This window comes from Pseudarthrobacter sp. CC4, from assembly GCF_048957775.1.
In the GTDB taxonomy this organism is placed as follows: domain Bacteria; phylum Actinomycetota; class Actinomycetes; order Actinomycetales; family Micrococcaceae; genus Arthrobacter.
Genome location: NZ_JARCCZ010000004.1, coordinates 141,621 through 158,671, shown reverse-complemented (window position 1 = coordinate 158,671; position 17,051 = coordinate 141,621). Strand labels below are relative to the sequence as shown.

Sequence of the window (17,051 nt, the reverse complement as noted above, 5' to 3'; positions counted from 1 at the left end):
CCTTATGCTACCCGTCAGTAACATGCATGGCCGCAGCCGGCGGTGGAGCTGTTAGTAGGATTTCCTGCATGACCCAACAACGCTACCGGGACCTGGCGGACTGGCCGCTGACGGTGACTGCGCTCGTCTTCCTGGGAGCGTACGCATGGCAGGTGATTGGCAGGCTGGAGGGCAGTGCGGCCATCTGGCTCGAGGCAGTCATGTGGGCGACATGGGCCATCTTCGTGGTGGACTACCTGGCAAACCTGTGGCTCGCGCGCGACCGCAGCACCTGGTTCATCCGGAACCTGCATGAACTGGTGATTGTGGCCCTGCCGTTCTTCCGGCCGCTGCGCCTCCTCCGCCTGGTGACGCTGCTGTCCGTGCTGCACCGGACGCTGGGCGACACGCTCAGGGGACGCGTGGTCACCTACGTGGTGGGCTCGGCCACGATGCTGGTGTTCGTTGGAGCCCTCGCAGTCCTGGATGCGGAGCAGTCCGCGCCGGACGCGAAGATCATTACCTTCGGCGATGCCCTTTGGTGGGCCATGACCACCATCACCACCGTGGGTTACGGCGACATGTACCCGGTGACGCCGATCGGCCGCATGGTGGCGGCTGCGTTGATGATGAGCGGCATTGCCGTCCTGGGTGTGGTGACGGCGTCCATTGCGTCGTGGCTGGTCCAGCGGGTTGAGGATACCGCCGAGGCTGTGTCCGAGGCGGAGGAGCCGGTCCGAGCCGAAATGGCGGGGCTCGTGGCGGAAATTGCCGCGCTCCGGGCCGAGATCGCCGAGCTGCAGGAGCGGCGCACGCCGTAGTCCGCCCGCCTGCGGGCAAGTATCGGGTTGCCGGCGGTTGAGTAGTCGGTGCCGCGTTATCGGGTATCCCGCGCAAATATTCGGGTATTTCCTACTGGTGCCGCCCGCCGTGCTCCCTTCCTAGACTCGGGATTCCTAGGACCTGACACGTGCGGGCGGGTCCCCCGGGCTGGCTTCCCGGGGGTCCTGCCTCCTCACGGGGCCTCCGTATTTTCTGGGTATGCGGACGCTCCATCACGCGCCTTTTTGTGCAGCCCGGCAACAGCTGGGGGCGGCCGGGCGCATATTTCCTAAATCCGTCCTGCCTGCTGAAGCGCACAGCGCCAGCCTGCCTGGACCGAACCCGGATGGGCTACCCATGAACCAGCCATACCTCTCCACTCCCGAAGGCCCCAGCAGGAGCTTTGCCACCGATGAACCCCGCACCGACCTCACCGGCGTGCGGCCGGCCATCAGCAACAAGCTGTGGGCCGGCATGGCCACTGCCGCTGTGGTGGCCGCCGTCGGCGTCGGTGCCCTGGCGGCGCCTCCCGCGTCGCTGACCCAAAGCACGACGGCGATCGGCCAGGTTGCCGGAGCCGCGGCACCTGAAGTGCCGGCCGCCGCAGCGGAAGCTGTTTCGGCGGCAGAAGCGCCAGCCCCGGAAGCGGAAGCTCCGGCGCCCGCGGTTCCCGAAACGGCGCCACCGGCTGAACCGGCACCTGCCCCTGCTCCGGCGCCCGCCCCTGAACCCGCGCCTGCGGGTGATCCGAACGTCTACACCGTGGTGCCCGGAGATACTGTCGGGGCCATCGCGGCCAGTCACGGCGTGGACATGAACGCGATGCTCGCCGCCAACGGCCTCGGCCCGTTCAGCATCATTTACCCTGGCCAGACGCTGGTCCTGACCGGCCCGCCTGTTGCGGCGCCGGCGGCCGCTTCCCCCGCTTCCGCCCCCGTTGCAGCGTCCGTTCCCGCCCCGGCACCCGCAGCCGCCGCTCCGGCACCTGTCTTTGCCGCACCCGCGGTCCGCACCATTTATGTGGCGGGCGCCGGCGGCCAGGCCATGGTGGACGCCTGCATCGGTCCCATCCACTACACCCCCAATGACGGCTATTCGCTCTTCATCACGGAGCACGATTTCTGCGGCGGCTGGGCACGTTTCTCCGGCATTGGGGTGGGCGAGACGGTCAGCATCCCGGGCTATGGAACGTACACGGTTTCGGCACGGGGACAGGTGCCCAACCCGGGAACCACCAACGACGTGATTGCGGTCTTCGGCGGCTTCCCCCGGGCCATCCTGCAGACCTGCATCCCCGGCACCAGCCAGATGCTCCTGATCGCGCTGAACTGACTGCCAAGGTTGCCTTGGCATAGCTTGTCCGCGGTCCCTGGCCTTCAAGGCAGGGAGCCGCGGACAAGGGCATGAACTGCGCCAGGAAGATCCCGGCTATGCGTTCATCCGCTTGCGCTCCGAGATATGCTCCACCAGTTCGCCCACGCGCTGTTCCGAGTAGTTGCGGGCGATGTCCCCCTGGCTGATGATGCCAACCAGCTTGTGGTCGGCGATCACGGGGAGCCGGCGGACCTGGTGTGTTTCCATCATTTCAATGGCGGCGTCAACGTTCGCGTCGGCATCGATCCAGTACGGCTTGCCTGAGGCGAGTTCGCTGGCCATCATTTCGCGCGGATCACGTCCGGCGGCCACGCACCTGATCACGATGTCACGGTCGGTGATCATGCCATGCAGCTTGCCGTCGTCGCCGCAGATGGGCAACGATCCGCAGTCCAGGTCCTTCATCATCCGGGCGGCATCTGCCAGGGACTGGTTTTCCTTAATACACTGTGCGTCCGTAGTCATGAATTCACGTACGGCACTCATTGGTCCTCCTTCATCGATTGGTATCGACGCAGGGCATCGGGCACATGCGCCGATGCTGCCAGACTACGCCCGGGCCGTGCCGATGTCGACGGCGGTTTGGCCACCGTTCCGGGGCAGCTTCGGCCCCTGGACGGCCCACGTCAGTCAGCCGATGCCCGGCTCTTTTGGGCCCGGAACGTGAGGTCCAGCTCCCAGTCCTGGGGAGCCGTAGGGCCAAGTTGCCAGACGTACTCGTTCTTTAGCTTTGAACCGTCCGATGTGAAGGGGCCGGTGCGCAGCGGATAAAAAGCAATCGTCGGGAGGCTTGCATCAGGTGATGTAAGGATTGCGTTGTTGAAGTCACCGTTCATGCTTCTTAGTCGTTCAAGGATGTATGTCCGGTAGGAGGCTGCCTCGAAGGTGCCCTCGGTGGTGGCTTTCGAGGTGAGCTGAAGCGCGATGTGAAGCTGCCGGTTTCCCGAGGCATCCTCAAAACTGACAAGCCGATGGTTTTCGACTGCTGACAGAAGGCTCTGGTCACTGCTAAGGACGTCGCGCAATGCATCCGGTGCCACAACCGCTCCGTTGAAGTCTACGGACAGGTCGCTCCTGCCGTAATGGAAGAGCACGGGCAGATCGAGGAACTGCTGGCGGATGACGTGTTCGAGCCCGAATTCCCGAAGCACAGCGTTGAGTTCACGCACGCGCAACACGTGTCCGCGGTCATGAATGTTGTAACGGATCCGCGGGTTGACGTTCTCCTTGCGCACGATCGTGACGACGAGTTCTCCGTCCCCGTTCGTTTCGATGAGGTAGTCGTACGGGTTGAACTGGAAGATCATCGGGAGCACGCCGTATTCGTCCTGCCGGGTGAGCCGTGACGACAGTTCCGGGTTGGCCGCGATCGCCTGGCGAAGCTCCACGGTGTAATCCGTTTCGATGGCTATGTTGATCTCAAGGTCGGACGCACCGTAGGAGCCGAAGGCACTGTGGGCGTACTTCGTGATGTGGGCCCGCATGTTCTCGCTGATGCCCTCGCCGCCGAATGCCGCCACGATATCGTAGTCCTCCCAGATGATCCGCTCGTCGTCGAACAGGGCTTTCAGGAAGGGCGGATAGCTAAGGATGATGTAGGTGTAATCCGGGCCGAACTCCAGCATCGTGGCGATTACCTTGTCGCGGTCCGGGCCGATTGATTTGATCATTGTCACGTCTGTCAGGGAAGTCGTGACGTTCATCCCTGTTGCCCATGCTCCGAGTGAGAAGCAGTTGAGCACGAACGGCTGCTTCCTCAGTGTCTCGGCGGTGCGCGAAAAGCCAACTTGGAGCAGCTGCCTTGTGGCAAGACGTTCGTCGCGGCCACGCACCCAGCTGGTTGGAACACCCGAGCTTCCGGAAGATTCATCGACAACCACTCCGTGGCGGGGAAGCACGCCGTCCACGCTGCGGGCAGGAATGGTCCAGCGTTTGATGTAGCTGTCCTTGTCCATCTCCGGCAGCGCGGCGAAGGCCTCCGCCACCGTCCTGCGTTTAAGGGAAAGCCTTCCACTGACGCCATGCTCGGAGAGGAACTCACGATAAGCAGGGACCCGTTTAGCCGCCATCTCAAAGGTCCGCCAGGCCCTCCAGCGTCCGGCAGTCCAACGGAAAGGTTCGATGCCCGGCATCAGCAGTATCCGGTGAGTTGAAACCCTTGGCGTAAAGACCCCGACGAATCTGTCCATAAGAAAGACGAACGCAAATATGAGCTTCTTATTCAAGGTGTGGCTCCTGTACGGACATGTCATCGGTGAGCAGCATCGAGGCCGCCGGGCGGCGGTGAGACTTTGGCGGGGTGTCGCTGTAACCGAACCTGAACAGCATCCACGCCATCCTGTTCGCTGTCTCGTTGATTCCAGCCTCCTCGACGAATTCTGCGTGAGAAGACGGGTTGGTGATCACAGTGCCAAAGGGGTGGAGGGATACGCCCTTTTCCGAAAAAAAGAGCCATACCTGCATGAACGTGCGCCCGGCTTCCAGGAAATGGCCCGGCTCCGCGAACGGGCCCTCCAACCATCCAAGCTGCCGCACGCCACGCATTGTGCGTAGATAGACGGCCTTTATGAAACCGCCGATGGCTGGGAAGGACCAAAGATTACGGTGCTTCATCGCGAATCGAAGCACCTGGCCGGGAATGATCATGGTCTCCGCGCTGAGACCGTCTGCCCGGGCTGCAGCCTCGTCCTTCGAAAACCGCAGCCACTCCATGATTTCGGCGTAGACCGCATTATTGCGCAAGTCGGAAAAGAGAGTTTTTTGATTGATCCGCACAAGCGATGAAACAGTGCGGCTGTCAGCGGTTGAATGAAATGCGTATCCTTGGCGGGCCGCAATGGAAGAAGCTGCCGTCAAAATCGCCTCATCGACCACCCGCTTGTCGTACGGCCGGCGCGACGTCCGCCTGGCCCGGAATGCGGCCAAAGCACTTTCGGCCAAGGGCTGGGAATGGGAGCCAGCTGCAGCAGGTTCCAATCGGACTGTGCCAATAAGATGCAGCCGGTCCTCGGCAGCGAAATCCATTTCTGAAAGCTCAAGGCTTTCCACGGTGCGGTAGCCCCGGGCCGCGGCCACCACGGACAGTGACTCTAGGAAGACCCCCGCGCACACGTGGCCGAAAGGGATTCCGAAAGATTCGGCAGGCAGCCCAAGGTCAAGGTCATAATAGACGACTGCCACGGTCTCGCTGATCGGCCTCAGCTTTATCGGCTGGGAATTATGCGGCGAGGGATACCAGCGGACCTCCTCGGCGATATCGAGCCAGGCTCCCCCAACATCGTCAGACATGCCGGCCACCGACAATTTCCCCCCATAAAAATTGCGAATATGTGAGAACACTATCTGCGGCATCATCAAGATCCGCCCAGATTTGTCACAGGATTGGAAAAAGATCGGGCAGCCTGCCCGCCTGGCGTGATTCGAAGCCGATCCAGGGCGACGGCCCGCAGCGGCCGGGCATGACAAAGGCCCGTAGTTTCCAGGAAACTACGGGCCTTCGCTTGGGTGGCAGATGAGGGATTCGAACCCCCGTAGGCGTTGCCAGCTGATTTACAGTCAGCCCCCTTTGGCCGCTCGGGTAATCTGCCGAACTTCAAAAGAAGTACCCGCCGATGCAGTCTGCAGAACGTCCGTTTCCGGGCCGTTCCGCTTCCAGTAACCGCGGGCAAGACAACTTTACAGAACTTCCGCCGAAGAATCGAATCGGGCCGCGGAGGCCCGGAAATCCCTTGAAACAACGGGGAAAGGAACGGAATCAGGCCTCTCCCAGAATCCTTCCGGCAAGCCGGGCCTCGAACTTCACGGCCTGCTCCTCAGTGATCTGGTTCAGCTGGACTGCACGCAGCAGGTCCTCGCTGACTCCCTCCATCCGGGATGAAGCATCGGCCACCGGAGCGAGGATGATGGACGCAGCCACCGCTGCTGCGGCCACCGACGACGCCGCTGCTGCCACCGCCCCCGCTGCTGCCGAGGTGGTGCGGGTGGCGTAACGGACGGCCTTGCGGTGCATGGTGTTCCCTTCGAACAACTTCCCAACACGTTCAACTGTTCTCCGCCCTCCTTCGTTCCTGCAGAGCGTCCGCTGGGAGGGAACTGTGAATCCCTGAGCCCCTCAACGCGGCCATCCGTATTAGGCTGGAATGCAGTGATCACCCCCTGTCCGCGCACAGGGCTTCCACCGGCAAAAGGAGAGTCATGGCAGGCGAGTCAACGTTCGACGTCGTAAGCAAGGTAGACAAGCAGGAAGTGGCCAACGCGCTGAACCAGGCGCAGAAGGAGCTGGCCCAGCGCTACGACTTCAAGGGCGTCGGCGCCGAGGTGGATTTCAGCGGCGAAAAGATCCTGATGAAGGCGAACTCCGAGGAACGCGTCCTGGCAGTGCTGGACGTGCTCCAGTCCAAGCTGATCCGCCGCGGCATCTCGCTGAAGTCGCTGGACGCCGGCGAGCCCTATGCGTCCGGCAAGGAGTACCGGCTGGAGGCCTCCATCAAGGAGGGCATCGCGCAGGACCTTGCCAAGAAGATCAACAAGCTCATCCGGGACGAAGCCCCCAAGTCGGTCAAGTCCCAGATCCAGGGCGACGAGCTCCGCGTGACGTCCAAGTCCCGCGACGACCTGCAGGCCACCATGGCCCTGCTGAAGGACTTCGAGGAAGCCGACCTGCAGTTCGTGAACTTCCGCAGCTAGCCGTCCGCCGCCGTCGTTCTCGACGCGCATAATTTCGGCCGACACGCAAGAGGCCGGCGCACCCGGAATAGGGCTGCGCCGGCCTCTTGCGTGTCCCGGAGACGCCGGACGTCAGCCCAGCGGCCGGCCTGCCATCCGCTCCAGCCGGGAAATCCGGTCCCGCATGGGCGGATGCGTGGCAAACAGCTTGGTCATCGCACCGCCGCGGAAGGGGTTGGCGATCATCAGGTGCGAGGCATTCACCAGCCGCTGGTCCTGCGGCAGCGGTGCGATGGTGACGCCCCGCTCGATCTTGGCCAGCGCTGAGGCGAGCGCCAGCGGATCGCCGGTCAGCTGCGAACCGTCCTCGTCGGCGTCGTACTCCCGGGTCCGGGAAATGGCCATCTGGATCAGCGACGCCGCGAAGGGGGCGAGGAGCGCCATGGCCAGCATCGCCAGCGGATTGGAATTGCGCCGGTCACCGCCGCCGAAGAACAGGAGCATCTGGCCCACCGACGTGATCACGCCTGCGACGGCGGCGGCCACGGACGAGGTGAGGATGTCCCGGTTGTAGACGTGCATGAGCTCGTGGCCCAGGACTCCGCGGAGCTCCCGGGCGTCCAGCAACTGCAGCATTCCCTCGGTCACGCACACGGCGGCGTTCCGGGGATTGCGGCCGGTGGCGAAGGCGTTCGGGTTCATGGTGGGCGAGAGGTAGATGCGCGGCATGGGCTGGTTGGCGCGGACGGACAGTTCCCGGACCATCTGGTACAGCTGCGGCGCCTGCGGTTCCGTGACGGGGTAGGCCGCCATGGCGCGGATGGCGATCTTGTCGCTGTTCCAGTAGCCGTATGCCGTCGTGGCCACGCCCACGAGGGCCATGATCCAGATCGGCGCGGAGCTGCGGGTACTGGTGCCGATCAGCGCCCCGAGGCCCAGCAGCACCGCCCACAGCACCCCGAAGAGCGCCGCGGTCTTGAGCCCGTTGTAGTGTTTGTGCACGTCTCCTCCTTACTCACTATGGAAACGGCTGTCTAGGGGGCAGGGTTCCGCGCGTCCCCGTCCGGTGAACGCCCGGCGAGCAGCACCACCAGGCCGAAGGCCGCCATGGACGCACCCCACCCCGTCACCGAGATGACCACGGCGCTCCCCTGCCAGCGGACGCCGCCGAGGGGTCCGGAAAACAGGCCCGCCAGGAAAGCGCCGACGGCGGTGGACGCCAGCAGGACGCCTACGGTCGCTTCGCCGCCGCCGATCACGACGGCACCGATGGCCGGCATCAGCGCCCGCGGCCGGGCCAGGACCATGGCCGCCAGGTCGATCACGAAGGTCATCCGGAGGTTGGGCCGCGTCAGCGAGCAGTTTCCCCACCCAACAACCCTAGCGGCGGCGGTTTCTTCCCGTTCACAACGTGTTAGCCGAGCCTTATTGTGAGATGCTCATAATAAGTGCTTGAATGGTGGCATGACGGAACACTTTGACGGCCACGAGGCATGGGCTGCCGCCCTGCGTGCCCACGGCCGCAGGGTGACCAAACAGCGGTTGGCGGTCCTGGCCGCCGTCGAACGCCACCCCCACTCCCCTGCGGAGAGCATCCTGGCCGCCGCCCGCGCCGAACTGCCTGAGCTGACGGCACAGTCCGTATATGTGGTGCTCGGCGACCTGACGGACCTGCACATGCTCCGCAGGTTTGAGCCCCCGCACTCCCCCGCCCTGTACGAGACGCGGGTGGGCGACAACCACCACCACGCCATCTGCATCAGCTGCGGCCGGGTGGAGGACGTCGACTGCGCAGTGGGCCACGCACCCTGCCTCACCCCCCACTGGGATGAAAACGCCAAGCCGATGACCATCCAGATCGCCGATGTCATGTACCAGGGCATCTGCCAGGACTGCCAGCAGTCCCAACAACTTCCTTCCAATCGTCCCCCGCAAGAAATAGAGAAATAGGAGAACAATGACTGCCATTTCAACAACCCAGTCAGGTGCCCCCGTTACGTCGGACGCGCACTCGAAGTCAGTCGGTGCCGACGGTGCCATCATCCTGACTGACCACTACCTGGTGGAAAAGCTCGCCCAGTTCAACCGCGAGCGGGTGCCGGAGCGCGTAGTGCACGCCAAGGGCGGCGGCGCATTCGGTACGTTCAAGGCCACCGAGGACGTGTCCAGGTACACCAAGGCAGCCTTCCTCCAGCCCGGCGTCGAAACCGAAATGCTGATCCGCTTCTCCTCCGTGGCCGGCGAAAGCGGCTCCCCGGACACCTGGCGCGATCCCCGCGGCTTCGCCGTGAAGTTCTACACCACCGAGGGCAACTACGACCTCGTGGGCAACAACACCCCGGTGTTCTTCATCCGTGACGGCATCAAGTTCCCGGACTTCATCCACTCCCAGAAGCGCCTGCCGGGCACGCACCTGCGCGACGCCGACATGCAGTGGGACTTCTGGACCCTGTCCCCCGAGTCCGCACACCAGGTCACCTGGCTCATGGGCGACCGCGGCCTGCCCGCCTCCTGGCGCGAAATGCAGGGCTACGGCTCGCACACCTACCAGTGGATCAACGCCGAGGGCGAGCGGTTCTGGGTCAAGTACCACTTCAAGTCCAACCAGGGCGTGAACTCCATGGGCAGCGAGCAGGCCGAGCAGCTGGCAGGCTCCGACGCCGACTTCTACATCCGCGACCTCTCCGAGAACATCGAGGCCGGCAACTTCCCGTCCTGGGACCTGCACGTCCAGGTCATGCCGTACGAGGACGCCAAGACCTACCGCTTCAACCCGTTCGACCTGACCAAGGTGTGGCCGCACGGCGACTACCCGCTGATCAAGGTGGGCACCATGGAGCTGAACCGGAACCCGGAGAACTACTTCGCGCAGATCGAGCAGGCCACCTTCGCGCCGTCGAACTTCGTGCCGGGCATCGCCGCTTCCCCGGACAAGATGCTGCAGGCGCGCATCTTCTCCTACGCGGACGCCCACCGCTACCGCGTAGGCACCAACCACGCCCAGATCCCGGTGAACCAGCCCAAGAACCAGGTCAACAACTACAGCCAGGACGGTGCCGGGCGCTACCACTTCAACGCCCCGTCCGTGCCGGTCTACGCCCCCAACTCCGTTGGCGGCCCGGCCGCAGTCGAGCCGCAGAACCCGGCCGGCGGCTGGGAGAACGACGGCGAGCTGACCCTCGCCGCGCACTCCCTCCACGCAGAGGACGGTGACTTCGTCCAGGCGGGCACGCTCTACCGCGAGGTCTACGACGAAGCTGCGAAGGCCCGCTTCCTCGAGACCATCACCGGTGCAGTGGGCGGCGTCAAGAGCCCCGGCATCAAGGAACGCGCCATCCAGTACTGGACCAACGTTGACGCCGAACTCGGCGCCAAGCTGCGCGCCAACCTCGGTACCGCGGCTGCTCCGTCAGCTCCGTCCTCCGACGCTGAGGCTGCCAACAAGATCGGCTGATCCAGCTCCGTCTTGACTTGCTGAAGACCACCCCGCCGCTGTTCGTGTGGCGGGGTGGTCTTCTTTTTTCCACATACCCGGCTCCGCGCATGGCCGCCGCCGCCCGCCGTCCCTAGGATCGCTGCATGACAACTTTCCAGGGCATACCTGCCGGCGCCTTCGGGTTCTATGAGGAGCTTCAGGACAACAACAACCGGGAGTGGTGGCAGGAACACAAGGACAGTTACCTGTCCCTGATCAGGGAACCGCTTTCGTTACTGCTTGCGGAGCTGGAACCCAGGTTTGGGCCGGCGAAGCTCTTCCGGCCCAACAGGGACATCCGGTTTTCCGAGGACAAGTCCCCCTACAAGACGGCCCAGGGTGCGGTGGCATCCGTCCAGGAAGGGGTTGGCTACTACCTGCAGATAAGCGCTGACGGCCTGCTGGTGGGCGGCGGCTACCACTCGCATACGCCTGCGCAGCTGGCCCGGTACCGCAATTCCGTGGACGCGTCCGGCACCGGCGAGTCGCTCCGGCGGATCCTGGAGGCTGTTGCCGCGGCCGGCTTTGCCGTTGAGGGAGAGAAGCTGAAGACGGTGCCGCGCGGGTATGCGCGGGAGCACCCGCGGGCCGAACTCCTAAAGCACAAATCCCTCTCCGCCAGCGTCAACCTTGGCCGGCCGGACTGGCTGGCAACCCCTGCCGCGGTCCAGGACATCGCCGGGCTGTGGGAGGACCTGCGGCCATTAGTTGACTGGGTCAGCCGGCATGCTGCCCCTTGACCGGGGTCTCCTTCCCGGATGAGGCCGCGGCCGGGCGGTGCCCCTTCTTCGCCAGCTGGATCTGTTCGTACACGTGGTGGCGCAGCTCCGTGAAGCGCGGCAGGGAACGGGTATTCAGTTGGTCGCGCTCGTCCGGAAGGTCGATCGTAATATCCTCCTGGATCACGGTCGGCGAGCTGGAAAGGATGATTACCCGCTCGCCGAGGTAGACGGATTCGTCAATGTCGTGGGTCACGAAGAGCACCGTGACGCCCAGCTTTCTCCAGACCACCCGGATCAGGTCCTCAAGATCGGCCCGGGTCTGCGCATCCACGGCCGCGAACGGTTCGTCCATCAGCAGGACCTCGGGCTGGTACGCGATGGCCCGGGCAATAGCCACGCGCTGCTGCATGCCGCCGGAAAGCTGCCAGGGGTAGGACCGTGGCACATGCGAGAGCCCCACGGCCTCGAGGGCGTCATCCACCAGCCGGTCCCGTTCGGCCTTGGGCATCCCCTGGTTTTTCAGCGGCAGTTCCACGTTGTCGCGGACCCGCATCCACGGGAACAGCGAACGTCCGTATTCCTGGAACACCACGGCCATCTTCTTGGGTGGACCGGTCACCCGCTTGCCGTCCAGGAGCACTTCGCCTTCGGTCGGCGCCATGAGCCCGGAGATGCACTTGAGCAGCGTGGTCTTGCCGGAGCCTGAGGGCCCCACCAGGCAGGCCAACTCCCCCGCGCGCAGGTCAAAGGTGAGGTTCCGGACCGCCTCCACGTCACCGCCGTCGGTCTGGTAGACCTTCTTCAGCCCGCGGACGGAGAGGGTGGCCTCCGTGGTCGCTTGGGTGGGTTCAGGCTGCATTTTCTACCTCTTTCTGGCCGTGGTACCAGCGCAGGATGTTCCGCTCCGCCCACTGGAAGATGAAAGACATGGCCACGCCCAGCAGGCCCAGGACCACAATGCCGGACCACATTTCCGGGATGGCGAAGGACCGCTGGAACTGGACAATGGTGAAGCCCAGCCCGGAGGACGAGGCAAACATTTCGGAAATCACCATGAGGATCAGCCCGAGGGACAGCGACTGGCGCACCCCGGCCATGATCTGCGGGCTGGCGGAAGGAAGCACCAGGTGCCGCACGCGCGCCCAGCCGCTGATGCCGTACGTGTGTGCCGAGTCGGAGAGCACCGGGTCCACAGCCCGCACACCCTCAATTGTGTTGAGCAGCACGGGCCAGACGCAACCGGAAATGATCACCATGACCTTCATGGAGTCGGTGATGCCCATCAGCAGCATCAGCACCGGCACCAGGACCGGCGGCGGGATGGCACGGAAGAATTCCAGCGTCGGTTCCAGCAGTGCCCGCAGCCACCGGATGGACCCGATCAGGACCCCGCCCACAACTCCGATGGCAATGGCCACCGCCACGCCCACCACCAGCCTGCCCAGGCTGGGCAGGACATCGGAAAAGAACCTGTCACCGAACCAGACTTTGCCGAAGGTCCCCACAAGGTCGGCGGGCCGGGGGACAAAAAAGTTGACCGCTCCCAGGGTGGAGGACCACCAGACCAGGACCAGCAGGACCGGCAGGCCCACGATATAACCGAGGTTTTTCAACGACCTCATACGATCACCTCCGAGCGCACAGACGAGTGCCATGCCAGGATCCGCTTCTCGATCTGGCGCATCACCATGTTGATCAGGACACCGATCAGGCCGGTGGCCAGCACCAGGGCGTACATGCCGGAGATGGCGCCGCCGGACTGGGCGAGGGCAATCTCCCGGCCCAGGCCCGGGGAACCGATCACCAGTTCCGCCGTGATGGCCAGGACCAGCGCCACCGCAGCGGCAAGCCGAACACCCGTCATCAGGTAGGGAAGGGCCGTCGGAAACACGACGTACCGGATGCGGGCCATCCGGCCCAGTCCGTAGGTCTTGGCAGTGTTGTTGGCGACCATGTCGACGTCGGCCACGCCGTAGAGCACCTGAATGAGGACCTGCCAGAAGGAGGCGTACACGATGAGCAGCAGGGACGACTCGATCTTTACCCCGAAGAGCAGCACGGCCAAGGGGATAAGGGCCACCGACGGGATGGGGCGCAGGAACTCGATGGTGGAGTTGGTGGCCTTCCGGAGGAAGCCGCTGGAGCCGATGATGAAACCGAGCAGGACGGCTGCGGCCACGGCGATCAGGAGGCCGAGGAACCACGCTTTCATGGTCTCTCCCACCGCAACCCAGAAGGCCGTGAGGCCGAAGTCAACAACCAGGGCGGCAACCACTTCACTGGCGGGCGGGAGGAACCGTTCATTAATCAGGCCGAGGCGGGGAATGAGCTCCCAGGTGGCCAGGAATCCGATGATCCCCGCGACTCCGAGCAGTTGTTTCGCCGCTCCCTTGCCGCCCTTCCTTCGGGGCCGCTCCGCCCGTGGAGCGGCCCCGCCGGTGGCCAGGGTTCCTGAACTCACGGGAGGAGGTCGTCCGCACTCGGCGCTTTGCTCAGGGTGCCGTACTTGGCCGCGGCATCGCCGAGCGTCTTGAAGGCATCCTTGTCGAAGTCAGTGCGGTAGCGCGGCAGGATCATCCTGGCCCGGGTGGCCTCATCGATCTTCGTGTAGGTGCCCACGATGTCGCGGACTTCCTGCGGATGCTCCTGGGCGTACTCAAGGGACTTGTTCATGGCCCGGGTGAACTTCCCGGTCAGCTCCGCTTTGCCTTTGATGGTGTCGCCCTTGGTGAAGTAGCCGGCGATATCCAGTTCCGGGCTCATTTCCACAAAGTTGGACGACACTACGGTTCCGCCTTCAGCAACGGCCTTCGACAGGAAGGGCTCCAGGATCCACGCGGCGTCCACCTGCTTGTTGGCCAGGGCCGCCGGGGCGTCCGGGAAGGCTACCTCCACGAACTTCACCCCACTGGGATCACCGCCGTCCTTCTCGATCACCGACTTGATGGTGGTGTCGCCGATATTGGAGAGGTTGTTCACGGACACCGTTTTGCCGGCCAGGTCCTTCGCGGACTTGATGTCCGAGCCGGCCGGGGCCACGACGCCGCCGATGTCCTTTCCCTTCTCGCCGGTGGTGGAGGCGCCGTTGGCCACGAACTTCAGGTCCAGCCCTTTGTCCTTGGCGACCATCACCGAAATCAGGTTGGAGAACGCGAAGTCGAAGCTGCCGCTGACCACGCCGGGGACAATCGCCGCGCCGCCCGTGGCCGTCTGGATGTCCAGCTGAAGGCCTTCGTCCTTGAAGAATCCCTGCTTGTCGCCAAGGTAGATGGGGGCACAGTCCACAATGGGGATGACGCCGACGCTGACCTTGGTCAAGCCCGCGCCGCCGCCCCCGGTGGCCGGTGCGCTTCCGCCGCCGGTGGAACTGGGCGAGCCGCTTCCGCAGGCCGCCAGCCCCAGGACAGAGGCAACTGCCAGGATGGAAATAAGACGACGTTTCATGATCACTCCTTCGTGCCCATGACCGGGGGCTGACCCGCCCCCAAGCCCAGTGTTCGACATTCGAACAGAAGTTCGACTATCCGATTCAATCATGGTACGACTGCCAGCACATCCGTGTACGGCTCATTGTTACAGCTCTGAGACGGCACCGTAAGGGACAGTTTCCAGTGGCCAGGCCTGGATTTCCGCAGTTCCTGCCAACGCCCGGCCTGCGGCGCCGAGGACGGCTCAGCCCTGCCCTCCACCGGGCGCCAGGCGCGTTTCCAGGTTGTTGAAGAAGACCGCCAGCATCAGCTCGAAGGCCTTGGTGGCCGCTTCCGGCTCATTCATGACCACGAAGTCGAACTGCAGCCCGTAGAAGGTGGACGTGAAGAGCCGCGCGTCGGTGTCGGCAAACTCCTCCGGAATTCCCTGCACCATGAGCCAGTCGCGGGTTTTATGGTGGAGCATCCGGAAGTGCTCCTGCGACGTTCCCCTCGGTTCGGCGGCCACGATGTCCTGCGCCGTCGCTTCGAATTCCAGGCGCGTCAGGTGCCGGTTCCGCTGGGCCATGGTCCACTGCCAGGAGTCGAGCAGGAAGTCCCGCCAGGCGGCACGGTCGATGTCGTTCACATCGGTGTTGCGCATCCGGTCCAGCCGGGACTCGATGGAAACCACAATGTCGTTGATCAGCTGGTCCCGGCTTCCAAAGTGGTACACCAGCACATACGCGCTCATCCCCAGGCCCTCAGCGAGGCTCCGGAAGGTGAGCTCGGCAAGCGTTTTGTCCATCAGGTAATCCAGGATCGCGGCCAGGAGTTCTGCCTTGCGTTCGGATCGTGTGGGACGGGCCATGTGATCCATCCTAGAAGCCGGACATGCGAATGCCCGCCCTGGCCAGGCCAGGGCGGGCATTCGCACGGGGTGTCAGGCGCGGGTGAGCTCGTCCTCGCCGTCGCGCACTTTGTCAGCAGCCGGTCCGTTGACGGCCGCGCTCGCGTCGCCGAAGCGCTCGTTGAGGCGGGAGTGGCGCTGGCCGTAGGAGAAGTAGATCGCCATGCCGATGACCAGCCAGACCGCAAAGAAGATCCAGGTCTCCACCGCGAGGTTGGTCATCAGGTAGAAGCACAGCACGGCGGACACGACGGGCAGGACCTTGCCGAACGGTACGCGGAAGGCCGGCTTCAGGTCCGGGCGCTTCTTGCGGAGCACCAGGATGCCCAGGCTTACCACCACGAAGGCGGACAGCGTCCCGATGTTGATCATTTCTTCCAGCAGGTCCACGTTGGTCAGCCCGGCGACCAGGGCGACGGCGGCCCCGCAGATGATCTGGAGGCGTACCGGCGTCGAACGCTTCTGGCTGGTCTTGGACAGTGCACGGGGAAGTAGCCCGTCGCGGCTCATGGCCAGCACCACGCGGGACAGGCCCATGAGGAGCACCATGATCACGGTGGTCAGGCCCACCAGGGAGCCGAAGGCAATGATCTTGGCCGCCGAGGTGTCCCCCACTGCTTCGAAGGCCGTGGTGAGGGTGGGGTTCTCGGCCTCGGCCAGCTGCGTGTAGGACACCATGCCCGTGAGTGCCAGGGACACCAGGATGTAGAGCAGGGTTACCAGGGCCAGGCCGCCGAAGATGCCGCGCGGCAGCGTCTTCTGCGGGTTCTTTACTTCTTCCGCCGAGGTGGCCACCACGTCAAAGCCGATGAAGGCAAAGAAGACCAGAGCGGCGCCGGCGAAGATGCCAAGGGTGCCGTACTGGGCGGGGGCGGCTCCGGTGAGGAAGCCGAAGAACGACTGCTTCAGGACGTCGGCGCCACCGGCGCCGCCGGTCGGCTGGGCGGCCGGGATGAACGGGGCGTAGTTTTCGATCTTCACGTAAGTGAAGCCCACCACGATGACAAAGAGGACGACGCCGATCTTGATCAGGGTGAAGATGTTGCCTACGCGGGCGGAGAGCTTGGTGCCCAGGACCAGCAGCACGGTGAAGACGGCGACGATCAGGAAGGCACCCCAGTAGAGGTCAATCCCGCCCAGGGAGATCGCCGGCGGAATATCGGCGCCCATGAGGGCGAATACCTTGCTGAGGTAGATGCCCCAGTACTTGGCGATCACGGCCGCGGCGGTGAAAAGCTCCAGGATCAGGTTCCAGCCGATGATCCAGGCCAGGAGTTCGCCCATGGTGGCGTAGGTGAAGACGTACGCGGAACCGGCCACGGGGATGGCGGTGGCGAACTCGGCGTAGCACATGATGGCCAGCGCGCAGGTTACGGCGGCGATGGCGAAGGACAGGGTCACGGCGGGACCGGAGAAGTTGGCCGCAGCCTTGGCGCCAACGGAGAAGATGCCGGCGCCGACAGCAACCGCGACGCCCATGATCATCAGGTCCCAGGTACTGAGGGAGCGCTTCAGCTTGCGCCCGGGCTCATCGGCGTCGGCGATCGACTGCTCGATGGATTTGGTCCGGAGAAGGTTCATTGGGGGATCACAATCCTGGTTTCGGATGGAAACAGACCTATTAACGGTAGTGTCCATCCACTGGACGGGCCCAATTGTCCCGAATGGTGAGACGGTTACTCTGCCGAACTTTATTC

The 17,051-nt window shown here is 64.1% G+C and carries 16 protein-coding genes, 1 tRNA gene and 2 pseudogenes; 6 read left to right on the top strand and 13 right to left on the bottom strand.

Features of this window, described 5'->3' with window-relative positions; translation table 11 throughout:
- Positions 1–68: 68 nt before the first annotated feature.
- Together PV768_RS05140 and PV768_RS05135 are read left to right on the top strand one after the other, a co-directional pair.
- The gene (locus PV768_RS05140) at positions 69–800 is read left to right on the top strand and encodes a potassium channel family protein (RefSeq protein ID WP_421092441.1); all 732 of its coding nucleotides are present in this window, start codon (positions 69–71) and stop codon (positions 798–800) included.
- A gap of 358 nt (positions 801–1,158) precedes the next feature.
- Positions 1,159–2,133 (top strand): LysM peptidoglycan-binding domain-containing protein, encoded by a 975-nt coding sequence (locus PV768_RS05135; RefSeq protein WP_421092440.1) that lies wholly within the window; start codon positions 1,159–1,161, stop codon positions 2,131–2,133.
- A gap of 96 nt (positions 2,134–2,229) precedes the next feature.
- Here PV768_RS05135 and PV768_RS05130 read toward each other — a convergent pair whose 3' ends face one another.
- The 5 genes from PV768_RS05130 to PV768_RS05110 all read right to left on the bottom strand — a co-directional run bounded on the left by PV768_RS05130 (position 2,230) and on the right by PV768_RS05110 (position 6,184).
- Positions 2,230–2,661 (bottom strand): CBS domain-containing protein, encoded by a 432-nt coding sequence (locus PV768_RS05130; RefSeq protein WP_157241555.1) that lies wholly within the window; start codon positions 2,659–2,661, stop codon positions 2,230–2,232.
- Between the two features lie 140 nt (positions 2,662–2,801).
- A complete protein-coding gene (locus tag PV768_RS05125) occupies positions 2,802–4,160 on the bottom strand; it encodes a CoF synthetase (RefSeq protein WP_421092439.1) in 1,359 nt (452 codons plus the stop codon).
- Positions 4,161–4,392: 232 nt separating this feature from the next.
- Complete coding sequence (locus PV768_RS05120) at positions 4,393–5,529, bottom strand: hypothetical protein (protein WP_421092438.1); 1,137 nt, start codon at positions 5,527–5,529, stop codon at positions 4,393–4,395.
- A gap of 151 nt (positions 5,530–5,680) precedes the next feature.
- Positions 5,681–5,762: transfer RNA gene (locus tag PV768_RS05115), tRNA-Tyr, on the bottom strand.
- 167 nt (positions 5,763–5,929) lie between these two features.
- Positions 5,930–6,184 carry a hypothetical protein gene (locus PV768_RS05110; protein ID WP_157241554.1) on the bottom strand — a complete coding sequence of 85 codons (255 nt, stop codon included), beginning with the start codon at positions 6,182–6,184 and terminating at the stop codon, positions 5,930–5,932.
- A gap of 185 nt (positions 6,185–6,369) precedes the next feature.
- Between PV768_RS05110 and PV768_RS05105 the strand changes: the two genes are divergently transcribed.
- Positions 6,370–6,861: a YajQ family cyclic di-GMP-binding protein gene (locus tag PV768_RS05105; RefSeq protein WP_104998705.1), complete on the top strand. Its 492-nt coding sequence runs from the start codon at positions 6,370–6,372 to the stop codon at positions 6,859–6,861.
- Positions 6,862–6,972: 111 nt separating this feature from the next.
- On the opposite strand, the gene htpX is transcribed toward PV768_RS05105, so the two are convergent.
- Positions 6,973–7,842, bottom strand: coding sequence for a zinc metalloprotease HtpX (gene htpX, locus PV768_RS05100; RefSeq protein ID WP_321214133.1), 870 nt, complete (start codon positions 7,840–7,842; stop codon positions 6,973–6,975).
- A gap of 65 nt (positions 7,843–7,907) precedes the next feature.
- A pseudogene (locus tag PV768_RS05095) lies at positions 7,908–8,192 on the bottom strand (MFS transporter); the annotation flags it as partial.
- 112 nt (positions 8,193–8,304) lie between these two features.
- Here PV768_RS05095 and PV768_RS05090 point away from each other — a divergent pair.
- The 3 genes from PV768_RS05090 (at position 8,305) to PV768_RS05080 (ending at position 11,055) form a co-directional block, all read left to right on the top strand.
- Positions 8,305–8,790: a Fur family transcriptional regulator gene (locus PV768_RS05090; RefSeq protein ID WP_157241553.1), complete on the top strand. Its 486-nt coding sequence runs from the start codon at positions 8,305–8,307 to the stop codon at positions 8,788–8,790.
- 7 nt (positions 8,791–8,797) lie between these two features.
- Entirely contained in the window at positions 8,798–10,294 is a 1,497-nt protein-coding gene (locus PV768_RS05085; protein WP_157241552.1) for a catalase, read from the top strand.
- Between the two features lie 125 nt (positions 10,295–10,419).
- A complete protein-coding gene (locus tag PV768_RS05080; RefSeq protein ID WP_421092437.1) occupies positions 10,420–11,055 on the top strand; it encodes a DUF2461 domain-containing protein in 636 nt (211 codons plus the stop codon).
- Here the strand turns inward: PV768_RS05080 and PV768_RS05075 are convergent.
- From PV768_RS05075 to PV768_RS05050, 6 genes and pseudogenes are all read right to left on the bottom strand, one after another.
- Positions 11,033–11,755: pseudogene (locus PV768_RS05075) on the bottom strand (ABC transporter ATP-binding protein); the annotation flags it as partial. The gene PV768_RS05080 and the pseudogene PV768_RS05075 sit on opposite strands and share 23 nt — an antisense overlap.
- 130 nt (positions 11,756–11,885) lie before the next feature.
- The gene (locus tag PV768_RS05070; RefSeq protein WP_157241549.1) at positions 11,886–12,659 is read right to left on the bottom strand and encodes an ABC transporter permease; all 774 of its coding nucleotides are present in this window, start codon (positions 12,657–12,659) and stop codon (positions 11,886–11,888) included.
- On the bottom strand, positions 12,656–13,498 hold the full coding sequence (locus PV768_RS05065; protein WP_421092436.1) for an ABC transporter permease: 843 nt from the start codon (positions 13,496–13,498) through the stop codon (positions 12,656–12,658). The genes PV768_RS05070 and PV768_RS05065 overlap by 4 nt, the downstream gene beginning before the upstream one ends.
- Positions 13,495–14,481, bottom strand: coding sequence for an ABC transporter substrate-binding protein (locus PV768_RS05060; RefSeq protein WP_157241548.1), 987 nt, complete (start codon positions 14,479–14,481; stop codon positions 13,495–13,497). Before PV768_RS05060 ends, PV768_RS05065 begins: the two co-directional genes overlap by 4 nt.
- Before the next feature lie 228 nt (positions 14,482–14,709).
- On the bottom strand, positions 14,710–15,315 hold the full coding sequence (locus PV768_RS05055) for a TetR/AcrR family transcriptional regulator (RefSeq protein ID WP_421092435.1): 606 nt from the start codon (positions 15,313–15,315) through the stop codon (positions 14,710–14,712).
- 72 nt (positions 15,316–15,387) lie between these two features.
- Positions 15,388–16,935, bottom strand: a complete 1,548-nt coding sequence (locus PV768_RS05050; RefSeq protein ID WP_323056956.1) for an amino acid permease — start codon at positions 16,933–16,935, stop codon at positions 15,388–15,390.
- Positions 16,936–17,051 lie beyond the last annotated feature (116 nt).